The organism is Marinomonas sp. ATLA20, from assembly GCF_057180105.1.
The window spans coordinates 1-17,898 of sequence record NZ_JBXUKU010000008.1; the positions used below are offsets into that span (position 1 = coordinate 1).

Below are 17,898 nucleotides of genomic sequence, written 5' to 3' on the forward strand. Positions count from 1 at the left end.
GTCAAGCTTTAAATTAAGAAGGCCCTGATAGCTAACGCTGTCAGGGCTTTTTTTCGTCTGGAGAAAACTCGAATACGAAGAGATTGAACCACCTGATCCCATCCCGCTTTTTACTCGCCACAGGCGTTCAGAAGTGACGCTTTATTCGCCGAGGGTGCTCGCCATCGCCGATGGTCGTCCCACAAGGGGATAAGTATCATCAAGCTTTATATTAAAAGGCCCTGATAGCTAACGCTGTCAGGGCTTTTTTTCGTCTGGATAAGGCGACTCAAGAAAAGTTATCTTAACTCTAATAAGCTTAAGCAATAGCATCATTCCAGCTCACCAATTTTTTATTCAGTTCAATTAGTCTGTACCAATATCGCAGGTTACAAGGCTTACTAATGTCCAAATAAAGTTCAAACAATTTTAAACCTTTCCTTGTCAGCTTTAATTTTTAAGATTCGTGTCTACAATCAATGTACTGTTTAATTAAACAAGGAGTTTGAGATGACAAAAGTGTTAGTTCTTTATTACTCAAGTTATGGTCATATCGAAGCGATGGCGAATGAAATAGCGGAAGGTGCTCGCAGTGCTGGAGCTCAGGTAGATATTAAACGAGTTCCTGAATTGATGCCTGAAGACGTAGCCAAAAACTCAGGCGTTAAGCTTGATCAAGATGCACCAGTAGCTAAGCCAGATGACTTGGTGAATTATGATGCAGTGATTTTTGGTTCGCCAACACGCTTTGGTAATATGGCATCTCAAATGAGAAACTTCTTGGACATGACTGGCGGTTTATGGGCTGAAGGTAAGCTTGTTGGTAAAGTTGGTAGTGTATTTACTTCTACCGGTACCGGCGGTGGCAACGAAACCACTGTGCAATCTTTCCATACGACGTTATTCCACCATGGCTTTGTGGTTGTTGGTCTACCTTATTCTTGTCCAGAGTTAGCCGATGTCAGTGAAGTGAAAGGTGGTTCTCCTCTAGGGGCAGGAACCATTGCAGGTGCTGATGGTAGCCGTCAGCCTTCACAAAAAGAAATAGCGATGGCACGATTCCAAGGCAAGCATGTGGCTGAAATTGCGGCTAAGCTTAGCGCATAGAACTCTACACAAGATCTCGAAGGGCAATCGGAAACGCTTGCCCCTTTTTATGCCTGTATTTTGTTCTTGTGTTGGATGGCGGGCTAGGTGATTGAAGAACGACGATGTAAATAAAAAAAGACGCCAAAAGGCGTCTTTTTTTATAGCAACGAACCTATCCACATAGAGAGGGAAGCCAGCTATTATTATTTGTTAATAAGTTAGACACTTATCCACTTCGTTTGCAGCACCTAGAATCACAGCGACACGTTGGTGAATAGCTTCTGGCTGAATATCCAGAATGCGTTGGGTGTGGGTATGAGCTTTGCCACCAGCTTGTTCTAGTAGCATAGCCATTGGGTTCGCTTCATACATTAGGCGAAGTTTGCCTGCCTTAGAGGGATCTTTATTATCCCATGGATAGATGAAAATACCACCGCGACAAAGAATACGATGCACGTCACCTACCATGGCAGCGACCCAGCGCATATTGAAGTTCTTATCACGAGTACCTTCTTTACCTTTTACTAAGTCACTCACATAGTTCTGCATATTGGCTGACCAAAAACGCTGGTTCGACATGTTGATAGCGAATTCTTGAGTATCTTTTGCTACTTGAACTTTTTCACGAGTTAGTGTGAAAACATGGTTAACTGGATCATAAGTAAACATGTTGACGCCATTACCTGTTGTAAGAACCAACATGGTTGATGGGCCATATAAAACATAACCTGCAGCCACTTGTTCTTTACCAGGAATCAAAAAATCAGCTTCGGTTGCGGGCTTGTCACCTTTTTGGCGGTAGATAGAGAAAATAGTACCAACCATTGCATTGATATCAATGTTAGAAGAGCCGTCTAATGGATCAAAGGCGATGAAGTATTCACCATCTGTATTAGCAGGAACTATGTAGTCTTCTTCTTCTGAAGCAATGGCTCTCACTGCTGGGCAAGCAAGCAGGGCATCTTTCAGCATGTCGTTAGAAATAACATCCAGTTTCTTTTGTTCTTCACCCTGAACATTTTCATTACCAGCCATACCTAAAATACCTGCAAGCGAGCCTTGTTTTAGTGCATCTGATATCGCGATGCAGGTATCAGTTGTTACTGTTAACACTGCTTGTAATGACGTTGGTGTTGCACTAGATGCTAAAACATCAGGTAAGTTTTGCATGATCAGGCATTTCCTTGTTATTTGAAGTTACTCAAATTATGCCACTCTAGACATTGAGTGTCAGCCAAGGTAGGAATATGTAGGTAAAATAAATAGGGAAAACCGACGTTTTCGGATAATCTACGCAAAATACTGAAAAGGAATATTTATGGCTGATTTTATCGTCCATCACTTAGAGTTAAATGGTCAAGGCGGCGCAACGTCCCTAACAGCTTCGGATTTACCTAAGGTCTTACCCAAGCAGGGCTGTCGCTGGGTGCATTTGGATGCACTCCAAGAAGATGGTTATGATTGGCTATCAAGCTTAGAGGGGATTCCGGAAACAGCGGTAGAAGCTTTGTTTGCTGAAGAAACCCGCCCACGTGCGGTAAAGATGGGAGATGGTTTATTACTGACGTTACGAGGCGTTAATTTAAACCCAGAATCTAACCCGTCTGACATGGTGTCTCTGCGACTTTGGGTAACGCCACATTTTATCGTGTCTAGCCGTCGTCGTAAGCTTTTGTCTGTACAAGATACAGTGAAGAATCTTGTTAACAATGAAGGCCCAACGAATACTGGTGATATCGTAGCTACTTTAACCGAGACATTGACTGGCCGCATGGCGAAAATCATCCATGGCTTAGAGGATGAATTAGCGGACTTAGAAGAAAGCATTGGAGAGGGGATTGAAGCTGATCAGCGTGATTCTCTTGTACAGCGTCGCCTTGAAACGATTCGCTTAAGACGCTTTCTTGTACCTCAGAAAGAAGCGATCAATAAATTAGCTCAAGAGTCGCTTGCTTGGATGACACCTGATCAAACATCACAAGTGCATGAAGCCGCCAACGATATCACTCGTTATGTCGAAGGGTTAGAGTCGTTGCGTGAACGCTGTTTATTGATGCAGGAAGAGTTTGCCAATTTACAGGCTGAAAAGATGAATGCTCGAATGTACGTGCTATCGATTCTGTCTGGCATTTTTATGCCTCTAGGCTTTTTAACCGGTTTGTTTGGTATCAACATTGGCGGTATGCCGGGTACAGATAATGGTTCAGCGTTTTGGCTATTCTGTATCGTTTTAGTGATACTAGGCGGTGGCCAATTTGTGTTAATGAGAAAAAGCCGCTGGTTTTGAGACACTGCTTGATTCTATGAATCGTAGGTCTGTTAAGCGAATTTCACAGGGTTAGGGTTGGTCGACGCATCTCCAATTTTATTTATTGTTTCTATTAGCTCATTCGGTAATTGGCGATACGCTAGTGCTATAGAGCGTTTAATAGGCGTTTTTAAAATAATAGAAAGGTATCTTAAGTCATTATCTTGTTGGATGTATGATTCAGGTATCAGTGCTACCCCTAAACCCAATTTTACTAATCCTTGAATTTGTAGATCATGTATCGCTTTACCTTTGTAGGTGATAGAAACTTTTATTTCATGCGTAAGGCGTTCAAAAGCAGCCTGATTGGTGCAATAGGGGCGGGCAATAAATGTGAGCCTCTCAAAGTCGTTTAAGGTGACTGCTTTTTTCTTTGTTAAAGGGTGGTCTTGCCTGACGACCAATTTATAGCCCTCTTTAGCGAGTGATTTGAATTGGAATTGCGCTGGTATCCTTTCTTCATCAATAATTGCTAGCTGCGCTTGCTCAATTTCATTAACAATGATTAGGTCAATGATTGATGACGTGTTTCTTAAAGATTTTATAATGTCTTGATACCGTTCAATATTAATGTCCGGTTGAATGTAAATTGATACTTCAATTCTATTGCTTGGTGTGAAGGCTGCTTCTATTTGTTGGTTTTGTAAGAGAAAATCAATTGCTAGCTTATAGAGTTTTTTGCCATCCGGTGTAGGTTTTATTCCTTGTTTGCTTCGTTCAAATAGTTGTGTGCCTAGGCTAGTTTCTAGTGATTTAATCGCATGAGTAATTGATGGCTGGGAGATGAAGCAGCGTGAGGCAGCCGCAGTGACAGATCCTTCTTCATAAGCCGCAACAAAGTAATAAAGAGGTTTTGTTTCTATCATATAAACTGTCTATAGATGAATAATAAAAGCTATATTATATCTATGGGTTTAAAGTCGATACCCTAGTTGCATGTAAACGACAAATTATCGTATTAAAGTCAGCACTAGGGGAAACAATATGTTCGAGCGCTACAGTGATATTGCTATTCATCGAGTTCTAAATTTATTTGAAGCGGGAGATATGACGTTATTAAAATTTCTTGCTAATGATATTGATCTACGTATTGATCATTATAAAGATAATGCAGACACTAGTTGGCAGAGTTGTGGGAACAAAGATGAGTTTATAACAGTTCTCATTCGTCTGGGTAAGGAAGTTTTTCCAAAAGGTACTCATGTTACTAGTCTTACATCAGAAGCATTGGGTGATGGCTGGTTTATTACAACATTTGATCAATCATTTTGGTATGGGATAGAAGGACGAGATGTAGACAGCAGAACTTATATTGTGTCTCATGAGTTGAATGGTCAGGTAGACTATTTTAGAGAAAATGTAACAACTATGGTTTATCGATAGCCAATCAAAAGCGGATGCTTGCCTTTATCTATCACGGCAATGACGACTAAGTAGAATCAAAATGATTCAAAGCCTCGACAGTTTTCGAGGCTTTGAATGCAGCAACACTATTTCTTCAGTGTTTTAACGCCATCTTTTGTGGCTAACAGCAAAATATCCGCAGAACGTTTTGCAAACAAGCCATTTGTTACCACACCAACAATGCCGTCGATGCTTTTTTCTAGCGCGATAGGATCAAGAATTTCTAGATTATAGACATCTAAAATATGGTTGCCATTGTCGGTAACAACGCCTTCACGATAAACCGGATCACCGCCTAATTTTACTAATTCACGGGCTACATGGCCGCGTGCCATTGGAATGATTTCTACAGGAAGAGGGAAATCACCAAGCACTTTTACTAGTTTAGATTCGTCTGCGATACAGACAAATTCATCACTGCATGCCGCCACGATTTTTTCGCGGGTTAATGCCGCACCGCCGCCTTTGATCAAATGCAGGTGGTCATTCGACTCATCCGCACCATCGACATACACACGAATGCTGTCAACACTGTTTAAATTATAAACAGGGATGCCATGCTTTTTCAGACGTTCAGCAGATGCTTCAGAGCTTGCTACAGTGCCGTCAAATAAGCCTTTGTGTTTAGCTAATTCATCAATAAAAAGGTTTGCTGTCGAGCCTGTGCCAACACCGACGATAGTGTCGGTTTCTAACATAGGAAGAATGTAAGCTACCGCAGCTTCTGCAACGGCTTGTTTTAATTCGTCTTGCGTCATGGTGATGTTCACCTTCTATTATAGTTTTACAAGGGGGCGGTATTATTCGGCTTACCTATAATGATAAGCCACCTCTGATGGTGGTCGTATTATAGGCGCTTCATGTCTCTATTGTTACCCTAACTTATTAGGCTATTGATGGGTTTTATGTCTTTTTGATGTGAATTTAGAAAGCATCGGTCTTTGCGCCAAGAGAGGTGAAAGAGTATATTTCCTACTCGGTTTTTTTTGACTAGCAGTCAGCGTAGATGTCGTTTAGAACATCATGTTGTCGATTTATATTCGTTTAGGAAGCACTATGCCTCATACCATGATTAAAAAGATTCTACAGGCGCGCGTTTATGACGTTGCCGTAGAAACACCACTGTCTCGTGCCAATCAATTGTCGAATCGATTGGGTAACGAGATTATTTTGAAGCGAGAAGATTTACAGCCTGTTTTCTCTTTCAAAATTCGTGGGGCATACAACAAGATTTGTCAGTTAACACCAGAAGAGCGTGCTCGAGGTGTTATTGCTGCGTCGGCAGGTAACCACGCACAAGGTTTGGCCTTGGCGGCGAAAAAACTGGGTATTCAAGCGACTATTGTAATGCCTGCAACGACGCCAGAAGTGAAAGTTAGCGCGGTGCGAAATCATGGCGCGGAAGTGGTTTTGTTCGGTGATGCTTTTGATGAAGCGTCGGCAAAATCTCGTGAAATTATGGAAAAAACCGGCCAAGTTTACGTTCATCCATTCGATGACCTAGACACGATCGCAGGTCAAGGCACGATCGGCATGGAAATCCTTCATCAACACGAAGGTAATATCGACGCGATTTTTATTCCTGTCGGCGGCGGTGGTCTAATCGCTGGAGTATCGGCTTATATCAAATACCTTCGTCCAGACATTAAAATTATTGGTGTCGAGCCACAAGATGCCGCTTGTCTAAAAATTGCCTTGGAAAAAGGCAAACCCACTCGCTTGCCGACAGTGGGGATTTTTGCCGAAGGTGTAGCGGTGGCAGAAATTGGTCAAAATACTTTTGCTATTGCCAAAGATACCGTCGACGAAGTCATCACAGTGACTACAGATGAAATGTGTGCGGCGATCAAAGACATCTATGATGATACCCGCGCGATTACTGAACCTGCTGGTGCGTGTGCTTTGGCGGGCTTGAAGAAGTACATCGAGCGCGAAGGTGCAAAAGGCCAAACCCTTATCGCCATCAATAGTGGTGCGAACGTCAATTTTGATCGCTTGCGTCATGTGTCAGAACGCGCAGAATTGGGTGAGAAACGCGAAGCCATTATTGCTGTGAAGATTCCAGAGCACCCAGGTAGCTTCAAAGATTTCTGCCAAGCCTTGGTGGGCCGTAACATCACCGAGTTTAACTACCGTTATGGTGATGACCAAGAAGCCGTGATTTTTGTAGGTGTCGCCTTGGGTGGCAGCCCCCATAGTCGTAAAGAGCTATTGGAGGACCTGAAAGATTACGAGATCACAGATTTAACCGACGATGAAACGACTAAAGTTCATGTCCGTCATATGATTGGTGGGCATTTACGCAGCGATAAAGGCGAGTTGTTGTACAGTTTTGAATTCCCTGAACGTCCAGGTGCTTTGTTAAAATTCTTAAACACGCTTGGTGGCCAATGGAATATTTCCATGTTCCATTATCGTAATCATGGCGATGCCTATGGGCGTGTTTTGGTTGGGTTGCAAGCGGTAGGCGAAGAAACCGATGTGACTAAATTCTTAGATGAGCTGGGCTATCCTTATCAAGACGAAAATAACAACGATGCTTGTAAGCTGTTCTTTCGCTAAAAGCGCGAAAATCGGTTATCATTAGCGCAACTATTTTTTTGAATTCAGCCCTCTCATTGGTGACAGTGAGAGGGCTGTGTGATTCTAATATGTCGCTATTCTTAGTGACATATTTACTGTTTAAAGGTCTCCCTTGTGAATATTCAAACTCTTCTAAATCAACGCATTCAAGCGGCTATGGTTGCGGCTGGCGCATCTGATACTGCGCAAGCGTTAGTGCGTCAATCGGCAAAAGTTCAATTTGGTGATTACCAGGCAAATGGCATTATGGGCGCGGCGAAAGCGCTCAAAATGAATCCTCGTGATTTTGCCCAAGCCACACTTGAGAAATTGGATATTTCAGATCTTGCCGACAAAGTCGAAATCGCCGGGCCTGGTTTTATCAATATCTTCTTGAAAAATATTTGGTTAAGTAAAGAGTTGGTGCAATTGCGTACCAGTGAACGTCTTGATGTAAATCCAGTTGAAGCGCCTGAAACGGTTGTGGTGGATTACTCTGCGCCAAACCTTGCCAAAGAAATGCACGTGGGCCATTTACGTTCGACGGTGATTGGTGATGCGGTTGTTCGTACGCTGGAGTTTTTTGGCCATCACGTGGTTCGTCAAAATCACGTAGGTGATTGGGGAACGCAATTCGGTATGTTGTTGGCGTACATGGAACGCCTACGCGCCGAAAATGCCAAGATCAGTATGGCCCTTGCTGATCTTGAAACTTTCTACCGTGCCGCTAAAACTTGCTTTGACGAGGACGAAGCTTTCGCTGCTCGTGCCCGTGAATTAGTTGTTTCCTTGCAGTCTGGTGATGAAGAATGCTTGGCGCTTTGGGATGAGTTTATCGAAATCTCTATGGCGCACTGTGAAGAAACCTACAAGATGCTTGGTGTGTCTTTAGAGCGCCAGCACGTAATGCCTGAAAGTGCCTATAACGATGATTTGGCGAACGTGGTTAGTGAGCTGAAAGAACAGGGTATGTTGCAAGAATCTAATGGCGCACAGTGTGTGTTCATGGAGGAGTTTGCTAATAAAGAGGGCGAGATTACGCCGGTTATCGTACAGAAAACCGGTGGCGGTTTCTTGTATGCGACAACAGATTTAGCAGCGGTACGTTTCCGTCAGCATACTTTGAATGCCAACCGAGTGTTGTATTTTGTGGATGCACGTCAGTCTTTGCATTTCCAACAAATTTTTACCTTGTCTCGTAAAGCAGGCTTTGTGAAACCAGAAACTCAACTGGAACACATGCCGTTTGGTACTGTGATGGGTAGCGATGGCAAACCATTCAAAACTCGTTCTGGCGGCGTGGCAAAATTGTCTTCTTTATTGGAAGAAGCGCAGGAGCGAGCTTATCAATTGGTGGCGTCGAAGAACCCAGAGATGAGCGAAGAAGAGCTACGAAACATCGGTCGTGTAGTTGGTATTGCGTCGGTCAAATACGCTGATCTATCGAAAAACCGTACCAGTGATTACGTGTTCAACTGGGACACCATGCTGAGCTTTGAAGGCAACACAGCGCCTTATTTGTTGTACGCTTATTCTCGCGTAGCAAGTATCGTTAAACGCTCTGAAATCGATCTAGCGAGCCTGACAGGTGATATTTCGGTGGAAGAACCACAAGAACGCGCCTTAGCGATGAAATTGTGTCAGTTTGAAGAGGCCATTCAACAGGTTGCTAATGATGGTATGCCACACTTCTTGTGTTCTTACCTGTACGATTTAGCGGGTACCTTTATGACTTTCTATGAAGCCTGTCCTATCTTGAACGCCGAAGATGACGTGAAACATAGCCGTCTGCAATTGGCGTTGAATACGGCTTCAACTCTGAAGCTTGGCTTGTCTTTGTTAGGTATTGAAACGCTAGAGCGTATGTAAACTCTCTACTGCTTTAACGAATAAATTAAAAGGCGCTTTTCTAATCGATTAGCGCCTTTTATGTTTTAAATCTTAGGTGACATAATCCGCACGTAAAATAGGATTAATAAAGAGGAAGAATCAGCATATGAAGATTTATATTGCCTATACTGGCGGCACGATTGGTATGGTGCCTTCAGAGCAAGGCTTAATCCCCGATGCGGCGTTTGCAGATCATCTAACTCAACATTTAAACGAAGCTGATGAACTTGCCCACGATTTTGTGATCGCTAGTTACCCAAGCTTGATTGATTCATCCAATGCTACGCCGAAAGACTGGCAAACCATCGCTCGTGATATAGAAAGCAAATGGCATGACTTCGATGCCTTTATTGTTCTGCATGGCACAGATACTATGGCTTATACCTCAGCGGCGTTGTCTTTCATGTTTGCCCATAGTGATAAACCTATTATTGTGACTGGTTCGCAAGTGCCTATGTATAAGGTGCGAACTGATGCCATGATTAATGTGATGGGTGCTATCTCTGCTTGTGAAGAGCTTACTTGTGAAAACTATAAAAAAGGTGTGTTTCTATTCTTCGCTGGTCGTTTGATCGAAGGCGACCGAGCTCATAAAGCGCACACCAGTGATTGGCAAGCCTTCAGTTCTCCAAACTGCCCAGAGAGAGGCGTGTTAGGCATCGATTGGCGCTGGCGCTCTGTCGATGTTGCTAAGCAACCAATGCAAATTCAGATTCCAGAAATGCAAGAAGGTTCTGTAACTATTTTGCCTGTCTTCCCTGGTGTTCAAGCTGCTCATTGGCAAGGGTTGTTGAGTGAAAACGTAAAAGGCGCGGTGTTATTAAGTTATGGCGCTGGTAATGCCCCTGATAAAAATCCTGATCTTTTAGCGCTATTACAAGCCGCTTCAGAGCGCGGCGTGGTGATTGTCAATGTGAGTCAATGTGGCGCGGGAAGCGTGGCGGCAGGCGCTTATGCTGCAGGTTCTGCATTGGTTAAAGCGGGTGTGGTTTCAGGAGAGGATATGACTTATGAAGCCGCATTTGTGAAATTGAGTTTTTTGATAGGTTTAGGTTCTTCTAGCGAAGACATTAAAAACTGCTTCTCATAACGAGAAGTTAAAAGGGATTTTGTATGGCATTTTTATATGTGCTCTTAGTATTGATTTGGTCAACAGGCTTTATCACTGGCAAACTTATTGTCGGTCTGATTGATCCTAATGTTTTTTTGAGTATTCGTTTTGTTTTAGCAGGATTGCTGTTTCTTGGCATCGCCTTGTGGCAGCGTCGACGCTTTCCTGCGTGGAATGACTTACCAAAGCATATTATTGCCGGTATGTTGATGAATGGTTTTTACTTGGGCTTTGCCTATGTTGCCATTGCAAAAGGCCTACCGGCTGGCGTTATGGCCTTAATTGGTGCATTACAGCCAGCCTTAGTGGCGCTACTTGCCTTCTTGTTGATCAAAGAAAAAACGTCTCTGAAAGGCGTCATCGGCATGCTTGTTGGCATCATTGGGTTAGTGTTGGTTATCAGTCCAGCACTAGAGTTAGATATGAGCCATGGTGGCGTCACTTTGCTGACATTTACCTTGGCTTGTGCGGCGATATTCACTCTTTCTCTTGGTGTGACCTATCAGAAAATGTCGATATCATCGTCTGATATTTTCAGCTCAATGGCGATTCAAAACCTCGCGGCGAGTGTTGTCTCGATTGGCTTTATGTTGCTACTCGGTGAGACCTTATTTGCAGTGCAGTTGGAATCGTTCTTACTCGTTATCTGGGGCGTACTGGTTTTATCTGGCGGCGGCGTTTTCTTGATGGTGTGGTTATTGAGAAAAGTCCGCGCATCACAGGTGTCTACAATGCTGTTATTGGCCCCGCCATTAGCCGCGGTCGAAAGTTACTTTTTGTTCAGCGAATCTATGACCATGGTTCAAATTATTGGTTTTGTGATTACGATTGTCGGTGTGTATTTCAGTCGGGCAAAACCCAGTGATAATTGAGAAGAAAAGCGAGCTTAGCCTTTCTTTTCTCAAGGACTCTTAGGCTTTCTTTTCTCAAGGACTCTTAGCTTTTCTTCTCTAGGATTCTTAACTTGGCTTCAGTACGATCAATCAAGGTGCCGAAGCGTTCCATCTCATCGACGAAGTGGTCGAATTCAATTTTGCTTGGCAGCAGTTGGCTGTCGGTTTGTAGATGATGAACCATCTGCATTCTGGCGTTGGTGGCGAATTCTTTGCTCCAAGACCATTGGGCGCGAAGTAGGCGAGCTAGAGCTGCTGCCGATAAATCGCCAATGTGATCAGCAAGCAATCCTTCCCAATCGAACTCGAAGTTTTCCATTACTTTATGCAATGTCATTAAGGCTTGAGCATTGCCTTGGATACGTAAATCGCCATCAAAGAAGCCGTCGCCTTCAAGCAATTTTCGGTACGCGGCGCTCGGTCCTTGTACAAGGGTATCCAGTCGCGGATCTAGTTCAATCTCGTCTAGGATTTCTGGGCGGTTTAGCATCACACCTTGCTCTAGGATATGAATCTGCAAAATGAAGGAAAAGTCTTCTACATAAAGAAAGACTTGTTGTCCTGCCAATTTGCTTAGGCGATCTTGGGAAGGTGTGTCTTGTTTAAGGGCGAGGTTGATCGCATTTTCAATGGCGCTGAGTGCCGATAAACTGAGTGATCCCATAAGAAATTTTCCAATGATTGCTAAAATGCGGTTAAAACTAAACTTGGTGAATTTGAATCATTGAAGTTTCACGTGTCTGGCCTTCTTTTTCAAGGCGATCTAGATACATTTTCCAGAGTTCATCATGGTTTTTGCCGATATTGTAAAGATATTCCCAAGTATAGAGACCAGTATCGTGGCCATCATCGAAGGAAATCTTCAGTGCATAATTGCCTGCGCCTTCGACGTTATTAATCGCAACGTCTTTTTTGCCGTATTGCAAAATGGGAATCTGCAAGCCATGACCGCGAACTTCGGCAGAAGGGGAGTGAATACGTAAGAACTCAGCGCTAAGGCGAAAGCTTTGACCATCGGCAAAAGTAATGGCCAACTCGCGAGATTGCTTGTGGTAGTTGATATTAGTTGGCGCAGGCGTTGTCATGATCTCAGTGTCCTATGGAAGCCCCTTCAATGAAGGGGCTGTTTCTAAAGAAACGCTTTTCTTGTAAAAGTATGAGTCAATTACAGAATGTATTGGCTCAAGTCTTCGTTTTCGGCGATTTCGCCAAGTTGTTCATCTACGTACGCAGCAGTAATGTCGACTGTCTGATCGTCAGGCATATCGCTTGCTGAATAAGACACCTCTTCAAGTAAGCGTTCAAGTACCGTGTGCAATCGACGAGCACCAATATTTTCAGTGCGTTCGTTCACTTGGAACGCGATCTCGGCAATGCGATGAATACCTTCTTCGGTAAAATTCAGATTAATGTGCTCTGTTTTCGCCAGCGCCACGTATTGCTTCGTTAAAGAGGCGCTTGGTTCAACCAATATACGTTTGAAGTCGTTTACTGTTAGTGCATCTAATTCAACACGAATTGGTAAACGGCCTTGTAGCTCAGGAATAAGGTCTGAAGGCTTAGATAAGTGGAAGGCACCAGACGCAATAAATAAGATATGATCGGTTTTGACCATGCCGTATTTTGTACTAACGGTACAGCCTTCAACTAATGGTAATAAGTCTCGTTGTACGCCTTCACGGGAAACTTCACCGCCAGAGCGTTCAGAGCTTTTTGCCACTTTATCGATTTCATCTAAGAACACGATACCGTTTTGCTCAACCGCTTCAACCGCACGGGCTTTTAGCTCTTCTTCGTTAACCAGTTTCGCCGCTTCTTCATCACGAACTTGGCGTAATGCTTCTTTGACTTTCATCTTACGCTTTTTGGTTTTCTGTGAACCAAAGCTAGAAAACATGTTTTGAAGCTGGCTGGTCATTTCTTCCATACCAGGAGGTGTCATGATTTCTACGCCCATTGGAGAATCTGCAAGGTCGATGTCGATTTCTTTGTCGTCCAATTGACCTTCGCGTAATTTCTTGCGGAAAGTCTGGCGCGTGCTGTTGTCTTCTAGTTCAGGATCGCCACCACGAGCGGGTGGTAATAGCACATCAAGAATACGGTCTTCTGCTGCGTCTTCAGCTTTATGGCGCAATTTTGCGGTTTCTTGCTCGCGCAGCATTTTGATCGCCATTTCAACTAGATCTCGGATGATGGATTCAACATCGCGACCAACATAGCCTACTTCGGTGAATTTAGTGGCTTCGATCTTGATGAATGGTGCGTTAGATAGCTTGGCTAAACGACGAGCTATTTCGGTTTTACCAACACCTGTTGGCCCAATCATCAAAATGTTTTTAGGCGTAACTTCCGCACGCATGTCTTCTGGAAGTTGCATACGACGCCAGCGGTTACGCAATGCGATGGCGACTGCGCGCTTTGCTTTTTGCTGACCAATAATGTGGTTGTCTAAGGCGTTAACCGTCTCTCTTGGGGTCATGCTGCTCATTATCAATTCTCTTCTATGTTCTTGAATGATGTGTTCTTGAATGATGGTCGCGTCGTTTTAAAGTCTGTCTATATACGTTGAAAGCATGTTACTTAGACTTGTCTTCAAGTTGCGCATCAATAGTAATTTCTTCGATAGTTAAGCTGTGATTGGTAAAGACACAGATGTCTGCTGCAATATTAAGGCTTTTTTCGACAATGTCTTTTGCTGTTAGATCTGTGTTGTCGATTAAAGCACGAGCTGCTGCTTCTGCGTAGTTACCACCAGAGCCAATGGCCAATGCGCCGTGTTGCGGCTCAACAACATCGCCCGTTCCTGTAATGATCAGTGTGCTGTCTTTGTTGGCGACTATCAGCATGGCTTCTAGCTTGCGTAATGCGCGGTCGGATCGCCAGTCTTTGGCAAGATCGACGGCGGCGCGAACAAGTTGGCCTTGGTGTTTTTCTAGCTGGCCTTCGAAGCGTTCGAACAGGGTGAAAGCATCCGCTGTACCGCCAGCGAAGCCAGCAATCACTTCGCCATGGTATAGGCGACGTACTTTACGAGCATTGCCTTTCATAACAGTGTTGCCTAAAGATACTTGTCCATCGCCGCCGACGACGACTTGGTTGCCTTTGCGTACAGTAAGAATTGTTGTCATGGTCTACTCCAGTTTCGATTCTAACGAAATGGGGGCAAGCCAGAAGATTTCAAGCAAGGATTGCATACAGAGTCCGCTTTCACTTTCTGTATGCAATCTATACGAGATGGTAAGGGAAGGTTATTGCTCTTTTTTGACTTTATAAGAGTAGGACGCAATATCCATAGAAACGAGCTTATCTTCTGCTCGGTTCATTTTAGAGCGTGATTCATAAGGACCGAGAACAACACGGTACCAAGGTTGCTCACCTTTGCCGATTGTTTTGCGAACGCTGGTTTCTACCATGCCAGATAAAATTAGTTTAGCGCGCATACGGTCAGCGTCTTCTGGACTGCGGAAAGACGCAGCCTGCAGCATGTAATAAAAATCTTGTTCGCCACGAGGCGTAGACTGATAGGCATCAACGTGACTGGTATCTACTTCGCTATCCTGCAGAATTTGATAAAACTCAAAAGTGTCTTTTTTCGGAGCCACAGGCACTGGCGCTTTTTCTTTTACTGGGGCCGGCTTGGGTTTAGGCGCTGCGGGCTTAGGCTTTTCAATCGTTATCTGTTTAGGTTTGGGCTTGGGCGATACTTGATTTAGTTGCGTCAATCCATAAATAAAAGCCACGAGGATTGCGGGAACAAGAAGCCATAACCACCATGCGGTTTTGCGTTTTGGCGGTGGTGGCGATCTACGTGTCGCCCCTTTCTTTGGGCGACTTCCTTTTGCTGCAATTTGAACAGGATTAAACATAATTTGGGCTTTTTGCTTTTAGCTTTAGCGTCAATAAAATAAACGGAGTGAAAGTTGCGCACATTATGCGTGCAAGATCAGTAAGTTTCCAGTGGATCGACATCAATTGCAAAACGAATTTTATGTTGTTTGGTGGATTTCTCTAACCAGTCAGTCATCATTTGCGTCGCTTGATGCAAAGGCGCACGCTGCGCGGCTTTGATCGAAATCAGAGCGCGGTGCTGTCCGGCTTTGCGAACAATGATGGCGGCATACGGGCCAACCAGATAAACGTCCTTGGCAAAGTAGGGCTCAAGGTCGTTTCTCATGGCGGATAATAACTGCATGGCTTCTTGTTCGTTGCCCGACTCAGCGCGGATGATGACTTGATGATAAAAGGGCGGCAGAGAGAGTGATTTACGTTCAGCCAAACCATCAATCGCAAAATGTTCGTAGCCGAGATTGCATAAACATTCGATAGCAGCATGATCTGGGTGGTAGGTTTGCAGTAATACATGTCCCGGTTTTTTGGCGCGGCCTGCACGACCAGCGACTTGGGTGATGAGCTGAGCGGTTCGTTCCATACCGCGAAAATCGGAAGAAAATAATCCCGCGTCAGCGTCCATGATGATAACGAGTGTGACATTCGGGAAGTGATGACCTTTTGCCAGCATTTGCGTGCCGATAAGAATGGCTTGGTCATGTTCATGGATTTTTTGGGTGAGCTTCGCCATAGCGGATTTTCGCTGAGTACTGTCGCGATCAATACGTAAAATCGGTACATCTTTAAAAAGCGTACTAAGCTGGGTTTCCACTTGCTCTGTCCCTTCACCGACGGTAAATAACTCTTCAGACCCACATTCTGGGCAAGTATGGATCAGTGCTTTTTGCGTATCGCAATGATGACAATGCAGCTTGTTGGCGCGTTTGTGCACTGTTAGGTTAACGTCGCAATGATCGCAGGCGGCAATCCAGCCACACTGGTGACACATTAAGGTTGGTGCATAACCACGACGGTTTAAAAATACCAAGACTTGTTCTTTGCGTTCCAAACACAGCTTCATGCTCGCAAGGGCATGTTCACTAAAACCATGAACGAGAGTCTTTCCTCGCAGGTCCACTCTTTCCATTTCTGGAATATGGGCATTGCCTGCTCGTTGACGAAGTTTGAGCCAAGCAAAGCGCTTTTGTAGGGCGTTGGTTAGGCTCTCATAAGACGGTGTAGCCGAGGCGAGTAGAACGGGAATGTTTAGTGCTTGGGCGCGTTTAACAGCAAGATCGCGAGCATGATAGCGAAAGCCTTCATGTTGTTTGTAAGAGGTGTCGTGTTCTTCGTCAATCACTATCATGCCAAGGTTTGGCGCAGGGATGAAAGCCGCGGATCTTGTGCCGATAATGATTTTAGCGTGGCCGCTGGCTGCCAATAACCAAGCGTCTAGGCGTTCTCTGTCACTCATATTGGAGTGCATTAAGACGATGTCGGTGTTGAAGCGGATTTCAAAGCGCTTTAGGGTTTGCGGTGTTAGGCCGATTTCCGGCACCATCACTAGAACCTGCTTGCCTTCTTCGATCAGGCGTTCCATAACTCGCAAAAAAACTTCGGTTTTACCACTGCCTGTCACCCCGTCTAATAACGCCACATTGAACTGATGGCGATAATCTAACAAATGCTCTGTAGCGTGCATTTGTTCTGGGTTTAACGTCGGAGGTACTTGAGTTTGGTGTGCGTGTTTTTCGCCGCCTTTGTTGAAGGAGCGAGGCTCTCGGCGCAATAAGCCTTTTTCTTCTAAGCTTTTTCCGGCCGCTGGAGCAAGGTCTAAAACAGAAGCGGAATGTTGACTTAAACCATTGGGATGTTGTTGTACCGCTTTTAGAAAGTCTTGTTGGCGCGGCGCTCTGCTAAGTTGTTCAAGCGGTAATGATTGCCCTTCAGGGGTAGTAAGCCACCAGTTTTCTGTGCGGAACTCTGCACTTTCACCTTTGCGAAGGAGAACAGGCAACGCGTGGAAAATAACGTCGCCGATCGGATGATGATAGTAACGAGCGGCCCATTCACATAATGCCATCAGCTCTTTGGTAATGACTGGGCTTTGATCGTGCATCGAAGTCAGTGGTTTAACGTGATCCGGATCCCAGTCACTGGTTTCGCTTAGTGAGACAATAACGCCAAGTCGGCTGCTTTTACCAAAAGGAACTTTGACCCGCATACCAGGCTTCAGTTCGTGCCTTAATGCAATCGCTTTGGGGACTTTGTAGTCAAACAGTGTGCGCATCGGCACAGGCAAAGCGACTTTGATAAAAGGATAAGGAGTAAGAAGCGCCTCTGACATGCGTTAGGTTAGACCTTGTTTAGTAAAGCAAAAATAGGAAGTCTTGATCATTTCGTAAGTGTACGTCAGAGTAGTGGGTCGGTGCGAGCCACAATTTTATGAGAAAAGCATGAAAAAAGGTTGCTGATTAGGCAATAGATCCTTAAAATACGCGACTCTTGGCTCCACTGTACAATGTCTGTACAACGAAACGTGCGGTGCTTGACGTGGCGAAAGCCCATTTATATCGATCAAGTGGCGGCACACCAAACTATAAGGTAAATACCATGCAAAAAGATATCCACCCAAATTACTCTGCAGTTACTGCTACTTGTACTTGTGGTAACACTCTAAACCTAAATTCTACTTTAGGTAGCGACCTTCACGTTGACGTATGCAGCAACTGTCACCCGTTCTACACAGGTCAACAGAAAATGGTTGATACTGGTGGTCGTGTTGATCGCTTCAACAAACGTTTCGGAGCGCGTCGTACTACTAAGTAATTGGT

17 protein-coding genes are annotated in these 17,898 nt (G+C 44.4%); 8 read left to right on the plus strand and 9 right to left on the minus strand.

Going from position 1 to position 17,898, the window contains the following annotated elements; translation table 11 throughout:
• Nucleotides 1-489 precede the first annotated feature (489 nt).
• Nucleotides 490-1,086 (plus strand): NAD(P)H:quinone oxidoreductase, encoded by a 597-nt coding sequence (gene wrbA, locus AC2A4J_RS13945; RefSeq protein ID WP_484176460.1) that lies wholly within the window; start codon nt 490-492, stop codon nt 1,084-1,086.
• Between the two features lie 192 nt (nt 1,087-1,278).
• Here wrbA and AC2A4J_RS13950 read toward each other — a convergent pair whose 3' ends face one another.
• The gene (locus tag AC2A4J_RS13950) at nt 1,279-2,238 is read right to left on the minus strand and encodes a class 1 fructose-bisphosphatase (protein WP_484176461.1); all 960 of its coding nucleotides are present in this window, start codon (nt 2,236-2,238) and stop codon (nt 1,279-1,281) included.
• Nucleotides 2,239-2,386: 148 nt separating this feature from the next.
• Between AC2A4J_RS13950 and AC2A4J_RS13955 the strand changes: the two genes are divergently transcribed.
• A complete protein-coding gene (locus tag AC2A4J_RS13955) occupies nt 2,387-3,355 on the plus strand; it encodes a zinc transporter ZntB (protein WP_255827057.1) in 969 nt (322 codons plus the stop codon).
• Nucleotides 3,356-3,387: 32 nt separating this feature from the next.
• Here the strand turns inward: AC2A4J_RS13955 and AC2A4J_RS13960 are convergent, their stop codons facing one another.
• Complete coding sequence (locus tag AC2A4J_RS13960; protein ID WP_484176462.1) at nt 3,388-4,242, minus strand: LysR family transcriptional regulator; 855 nt, start codon at nt 4,240-4,242, stop codon at nt 3,388-3,390.
• Between the two features lie 118 nt (nt 4,243-4,360).
• Here AC2A4J_RS13960 and AC2A4J_RS13965 point away from each other — a divergent pair, with 118 nt between their 5' ends.
• Complete coding sequence (locus AC2A4J_RS13965) at nt 4,361-4,759, plus strand: hypothetical protein (protein WP_484176463.1); 399 nt, start codon at nt 4,361-4,363, stop codon at nt 4,757-4,759.
• A gap of 107 nt (nt 4,760-4,866) precedes the next feature.
• Here AC2A4J_RS13965 and rpiA read toward each other — a convergent pair whose 3' ends face one another.
• A complete protein-coding gene (gene rpiA, locus AC2A4J_RS13970) occupies nt 4,867-5,538 on the minus strand; it encodes a ribose-5-phosphate isomerase RpiA (RefSeq protein ID WP_255827041.1) in 672 nt (223 codons plus the stop codon).
• 298 nt (nt 5,539-5,836) lie between these two features.
• On the opposite strand from rpiA, the gene ilvA reads away from it, so the two are divergent.
• The 4 genes from ilvA (at nt 5,837) to AC2A4J_RS13990 (ending at nt 11,215) form a co-directional block, all read left to right on the plus strand.
• A complete protein-coding gene (ilvA, locus tag AC2A4J_RS13975) occupies nt 5,837-7,342 on the plus strand; it encodes a threonine ammonia-lyase, biosynthetic (RefSeq protein WP_205116371.1) in 1,506 nt (501 codons plus the stop codon).
• 135 nt (nt 7,343-7,477) lie between these two features.
• Entirely contained in the window at nt 7,478-9,211 is a 1,734-nt protein-coding gene (argS, locus tag AC2A4J_RS13980; RefSeq protein ID WP_255827022.1) for an arginine--tRNA ligase, read from the plus strand.
• 127 nt (nt 9,212-9,338) lie between these two features.
• A complete protein-coding gene (locus AC2A4J_RS13985) occupies nt 9,339-10,322 on the plus strand; it encodes a type I asparaginase (protein ID WP_484176464.1) in 984 nt (327 codons plus the stop codon).
• 23 nt (nt 10,323-10,345) lie between these two features.
• Complete coding sequence (locus AC2A4J_RS13990; protein ID WP_484176465.1) at nt 10,346-11,215, plus strand: DMT family transporter; 870 nt, start codon at nt 10,346-10,348, stop codon at nt 11,213-11,215.
• Between the two features lie 64 nt (nt 11,216-11,279).
• Here the strand turns inward: AC2A4J_RS13990 and AC2A4J_RS13995 are convergent, their stop codons facing one another.
• The 6 genes from AC2A4J_RS13995 to AC2A4J_RS14020 all read right to left on the minus strand — a co-directional run bounded on the left by AC2A4J_RS13995 (nt 11,280) and on the right by AC2A4J_RS14020 (nt 17,411).
• Nucleotides 11,280-11,900 carry a ubiquinone biosynthesis accessory factor UbiJ gene (locus AC2A4J_RS13995; protein ID WP_484176466.1) on the minus strand — a complete coding sequence of 207 codons (621 nt, stop codon included), beginning with the start codon at nt 11,898-11,900 and terminating at the stop codon, nt 11,280-11,282.
• Nucleotides 11,901-11,937: 37 nt separating this feature from the next.
• Entirely contained in the window at nt 11,938-12,321 is a 384-nt protein-coding gene (locus tag AC2A4J_RS14000; RefSeq protein WP_255827016.1) for a gamma-butyrobetaine hydroxylase family protein, read from the minus strand.
• Nucleotides 12,322-12,401: 80 nt separating this feature from the next.
• Nucleotides 12,402-13,724, minus strand: a complete 1,323-nt coding sequence (hslU, locus tag AC2A4J_RS14005; RefSeq protein WP_255827013.1) for an ATP-dependent protease ATPase subunit HslU — start codon at nt 13,722-13,724, stop codon at nt 12,402-12,404.
• 88 nt (nt 13,725-13,812) lie between these two features.
• On the minus strand, nt 13,813-14,364 hold the full coding sequence (hslV, locus tag AC2A4J_RS14010; RefSeq protein WP_484176467.1) for an ATP-dependent protease subunit HslV: 552 nt from the start codon (nt 14,362-14,364) through the stop codon (nt 13,813-13,815).
• Nucleotides 14,365-14,484: 120 nt separating this feature from the next.
• Entirely contained in the window at nt 14,485-15,102 is a 618-nt protein-coding gene (locus AC2A4J_RS14015; protein ID WP_255826985.1) for an SPOR domain-containing protein, read from the minus strand.
• 77 nt (nt 15,103-15,179) lie between these two features.
• A complete protein-coding gene (locus AC2A4J_RS14020) occupies nt 15,180-17,411 on the minus strand; it encodes a primosomal protein N' (RefSeq protein WP_484176468.1) in 2,232 nt (743 codons plus the stop codon).
• A 266-nt stretch (nt 17,412-17,677) separates the two neighbouring features.
• On the opposite strand from AC2A4J_RS14020, the gene rpmE reads away from it, so the two are divergent.
• The gene (gene rpmE / locus AC2A4J_RS14025; RefSeq protein WP_255829315.1) at nt 17,678-17,893 is read left to right on the plus strand and encodes a 50S ribosomal protein L31; all 216 of its coding nucleotides are present in this window, start codon (nt 17,678-17,680) and stop codon (nt 17,891-17,893) included.
• Nucleotides 17,894-17,898: the final 5 nt, after the last annotated feature.

Coding starts and splice junctions, on each gene's coding strand:
- wrbA (WP_484176460.1), top strand. CDS start 490: ATGACAAAAGTGTTAGTTCTTTATTACTCAAGTTATGGTCATATCGAA.
- AC2A4J_RS13950 (WP_484176461.1), bottom strand. CDS start 2,238: ATGCAAAACTTACCTGATGTTTTAGCATCTAGTGCAACACCAACGTCA.
- AC2A4J_RS13955 (WP_255827057.1), top strand. CDS start 2,387: ATGGCTGATTTTATCGTCCATCACTTAGAGTTAAATGGTCAAGGCGGC.
- AC2A4J_RS13960 (WP_484176462.1), bottom strand. CDS start 4,242: ATGATAGAAACAAAACCTCTTTATTACTTTGTTGCGGCTTATGAAGAA.
- AC2A4J_RS13965 (WP_484176463.1), top strand. CDS start 4,361: ATGTTCGAGCGCTACAGTGATATTGCTATTCATCGAGTTCTAAATTTA.
- rpiA (WP_255827041.1), bottom strand. CDS start 5,538: ATGACGCAAGACGAATTAAAACAAGCCGTTGCAGAAGCTGCGGTAGCT.
- ilvA (WP_205116371.1), top strand. CDS start 5,837: ATGCCTCATACCATGATTAAAAAGATTCTACAGGCGCGCGTTTATGAC.
- AC2A4J_RS13985 (WP_484176464.1), top strand. CDS start 9,339: ATGAAGATTTATATTGCCTATACTGGCGGCACGATTGGTATGGTGCCT.
- AC2A4J_RS13990 (WP_484176465.1), top strand. CDS start 10,346: ATGGCATTTTTATATGTGCTCTTAGTATTGATTTGGTCAACAGGCTTT.
- AC2A4J_RS13995 (WP_484176466.1), bottom strand. CDS start 11,900: ATGGGATCACTCAGTTTATCGGCACTCAGCGCCATTGAAAATGCGATC.
- AC2A4J_RS14000 (WP_255827016.1), bottom strand. CDS start 12,321: ATGACAACGCCTGCGCCAACTAATATCAACTACCACAAGCAATCTCGC.
- hslU (WP_255827013.1), bottom strand. CDS start 13,724: ATGAGCAGCATGACCCCAAGAGAGACGGTTAACGCCTTAGACAACCAC.
- hslV (WP_484176467.1), bottom strand. CDS start 14,364: ATGACAACAATTCTTACTGTACGCAAAGGCAACCAAGTCGTCGTCGGC.
- AC2A4J_RS14015 (WP_255826985.1), bottom strand. CDS start 15,102: ATGTTTAATCCTGTTCAAATTGCAGCAAAAGGAAGTCGCCCAAAGAAA.
- AC2A4J_RS14020 (WP_484176468.1), bottom strand. CDS start 17,411: ATGTCAGAGGCGCTTCTTACTCCTTATCCTTTTATCAAAGTCGCTTTG.
- rpmE (WP_255829315.1), top strand. CDS start 17,678: ATGCAAAAAGATATCCACCCAAATTACTCTGCAGTTACTGCTACTTGT.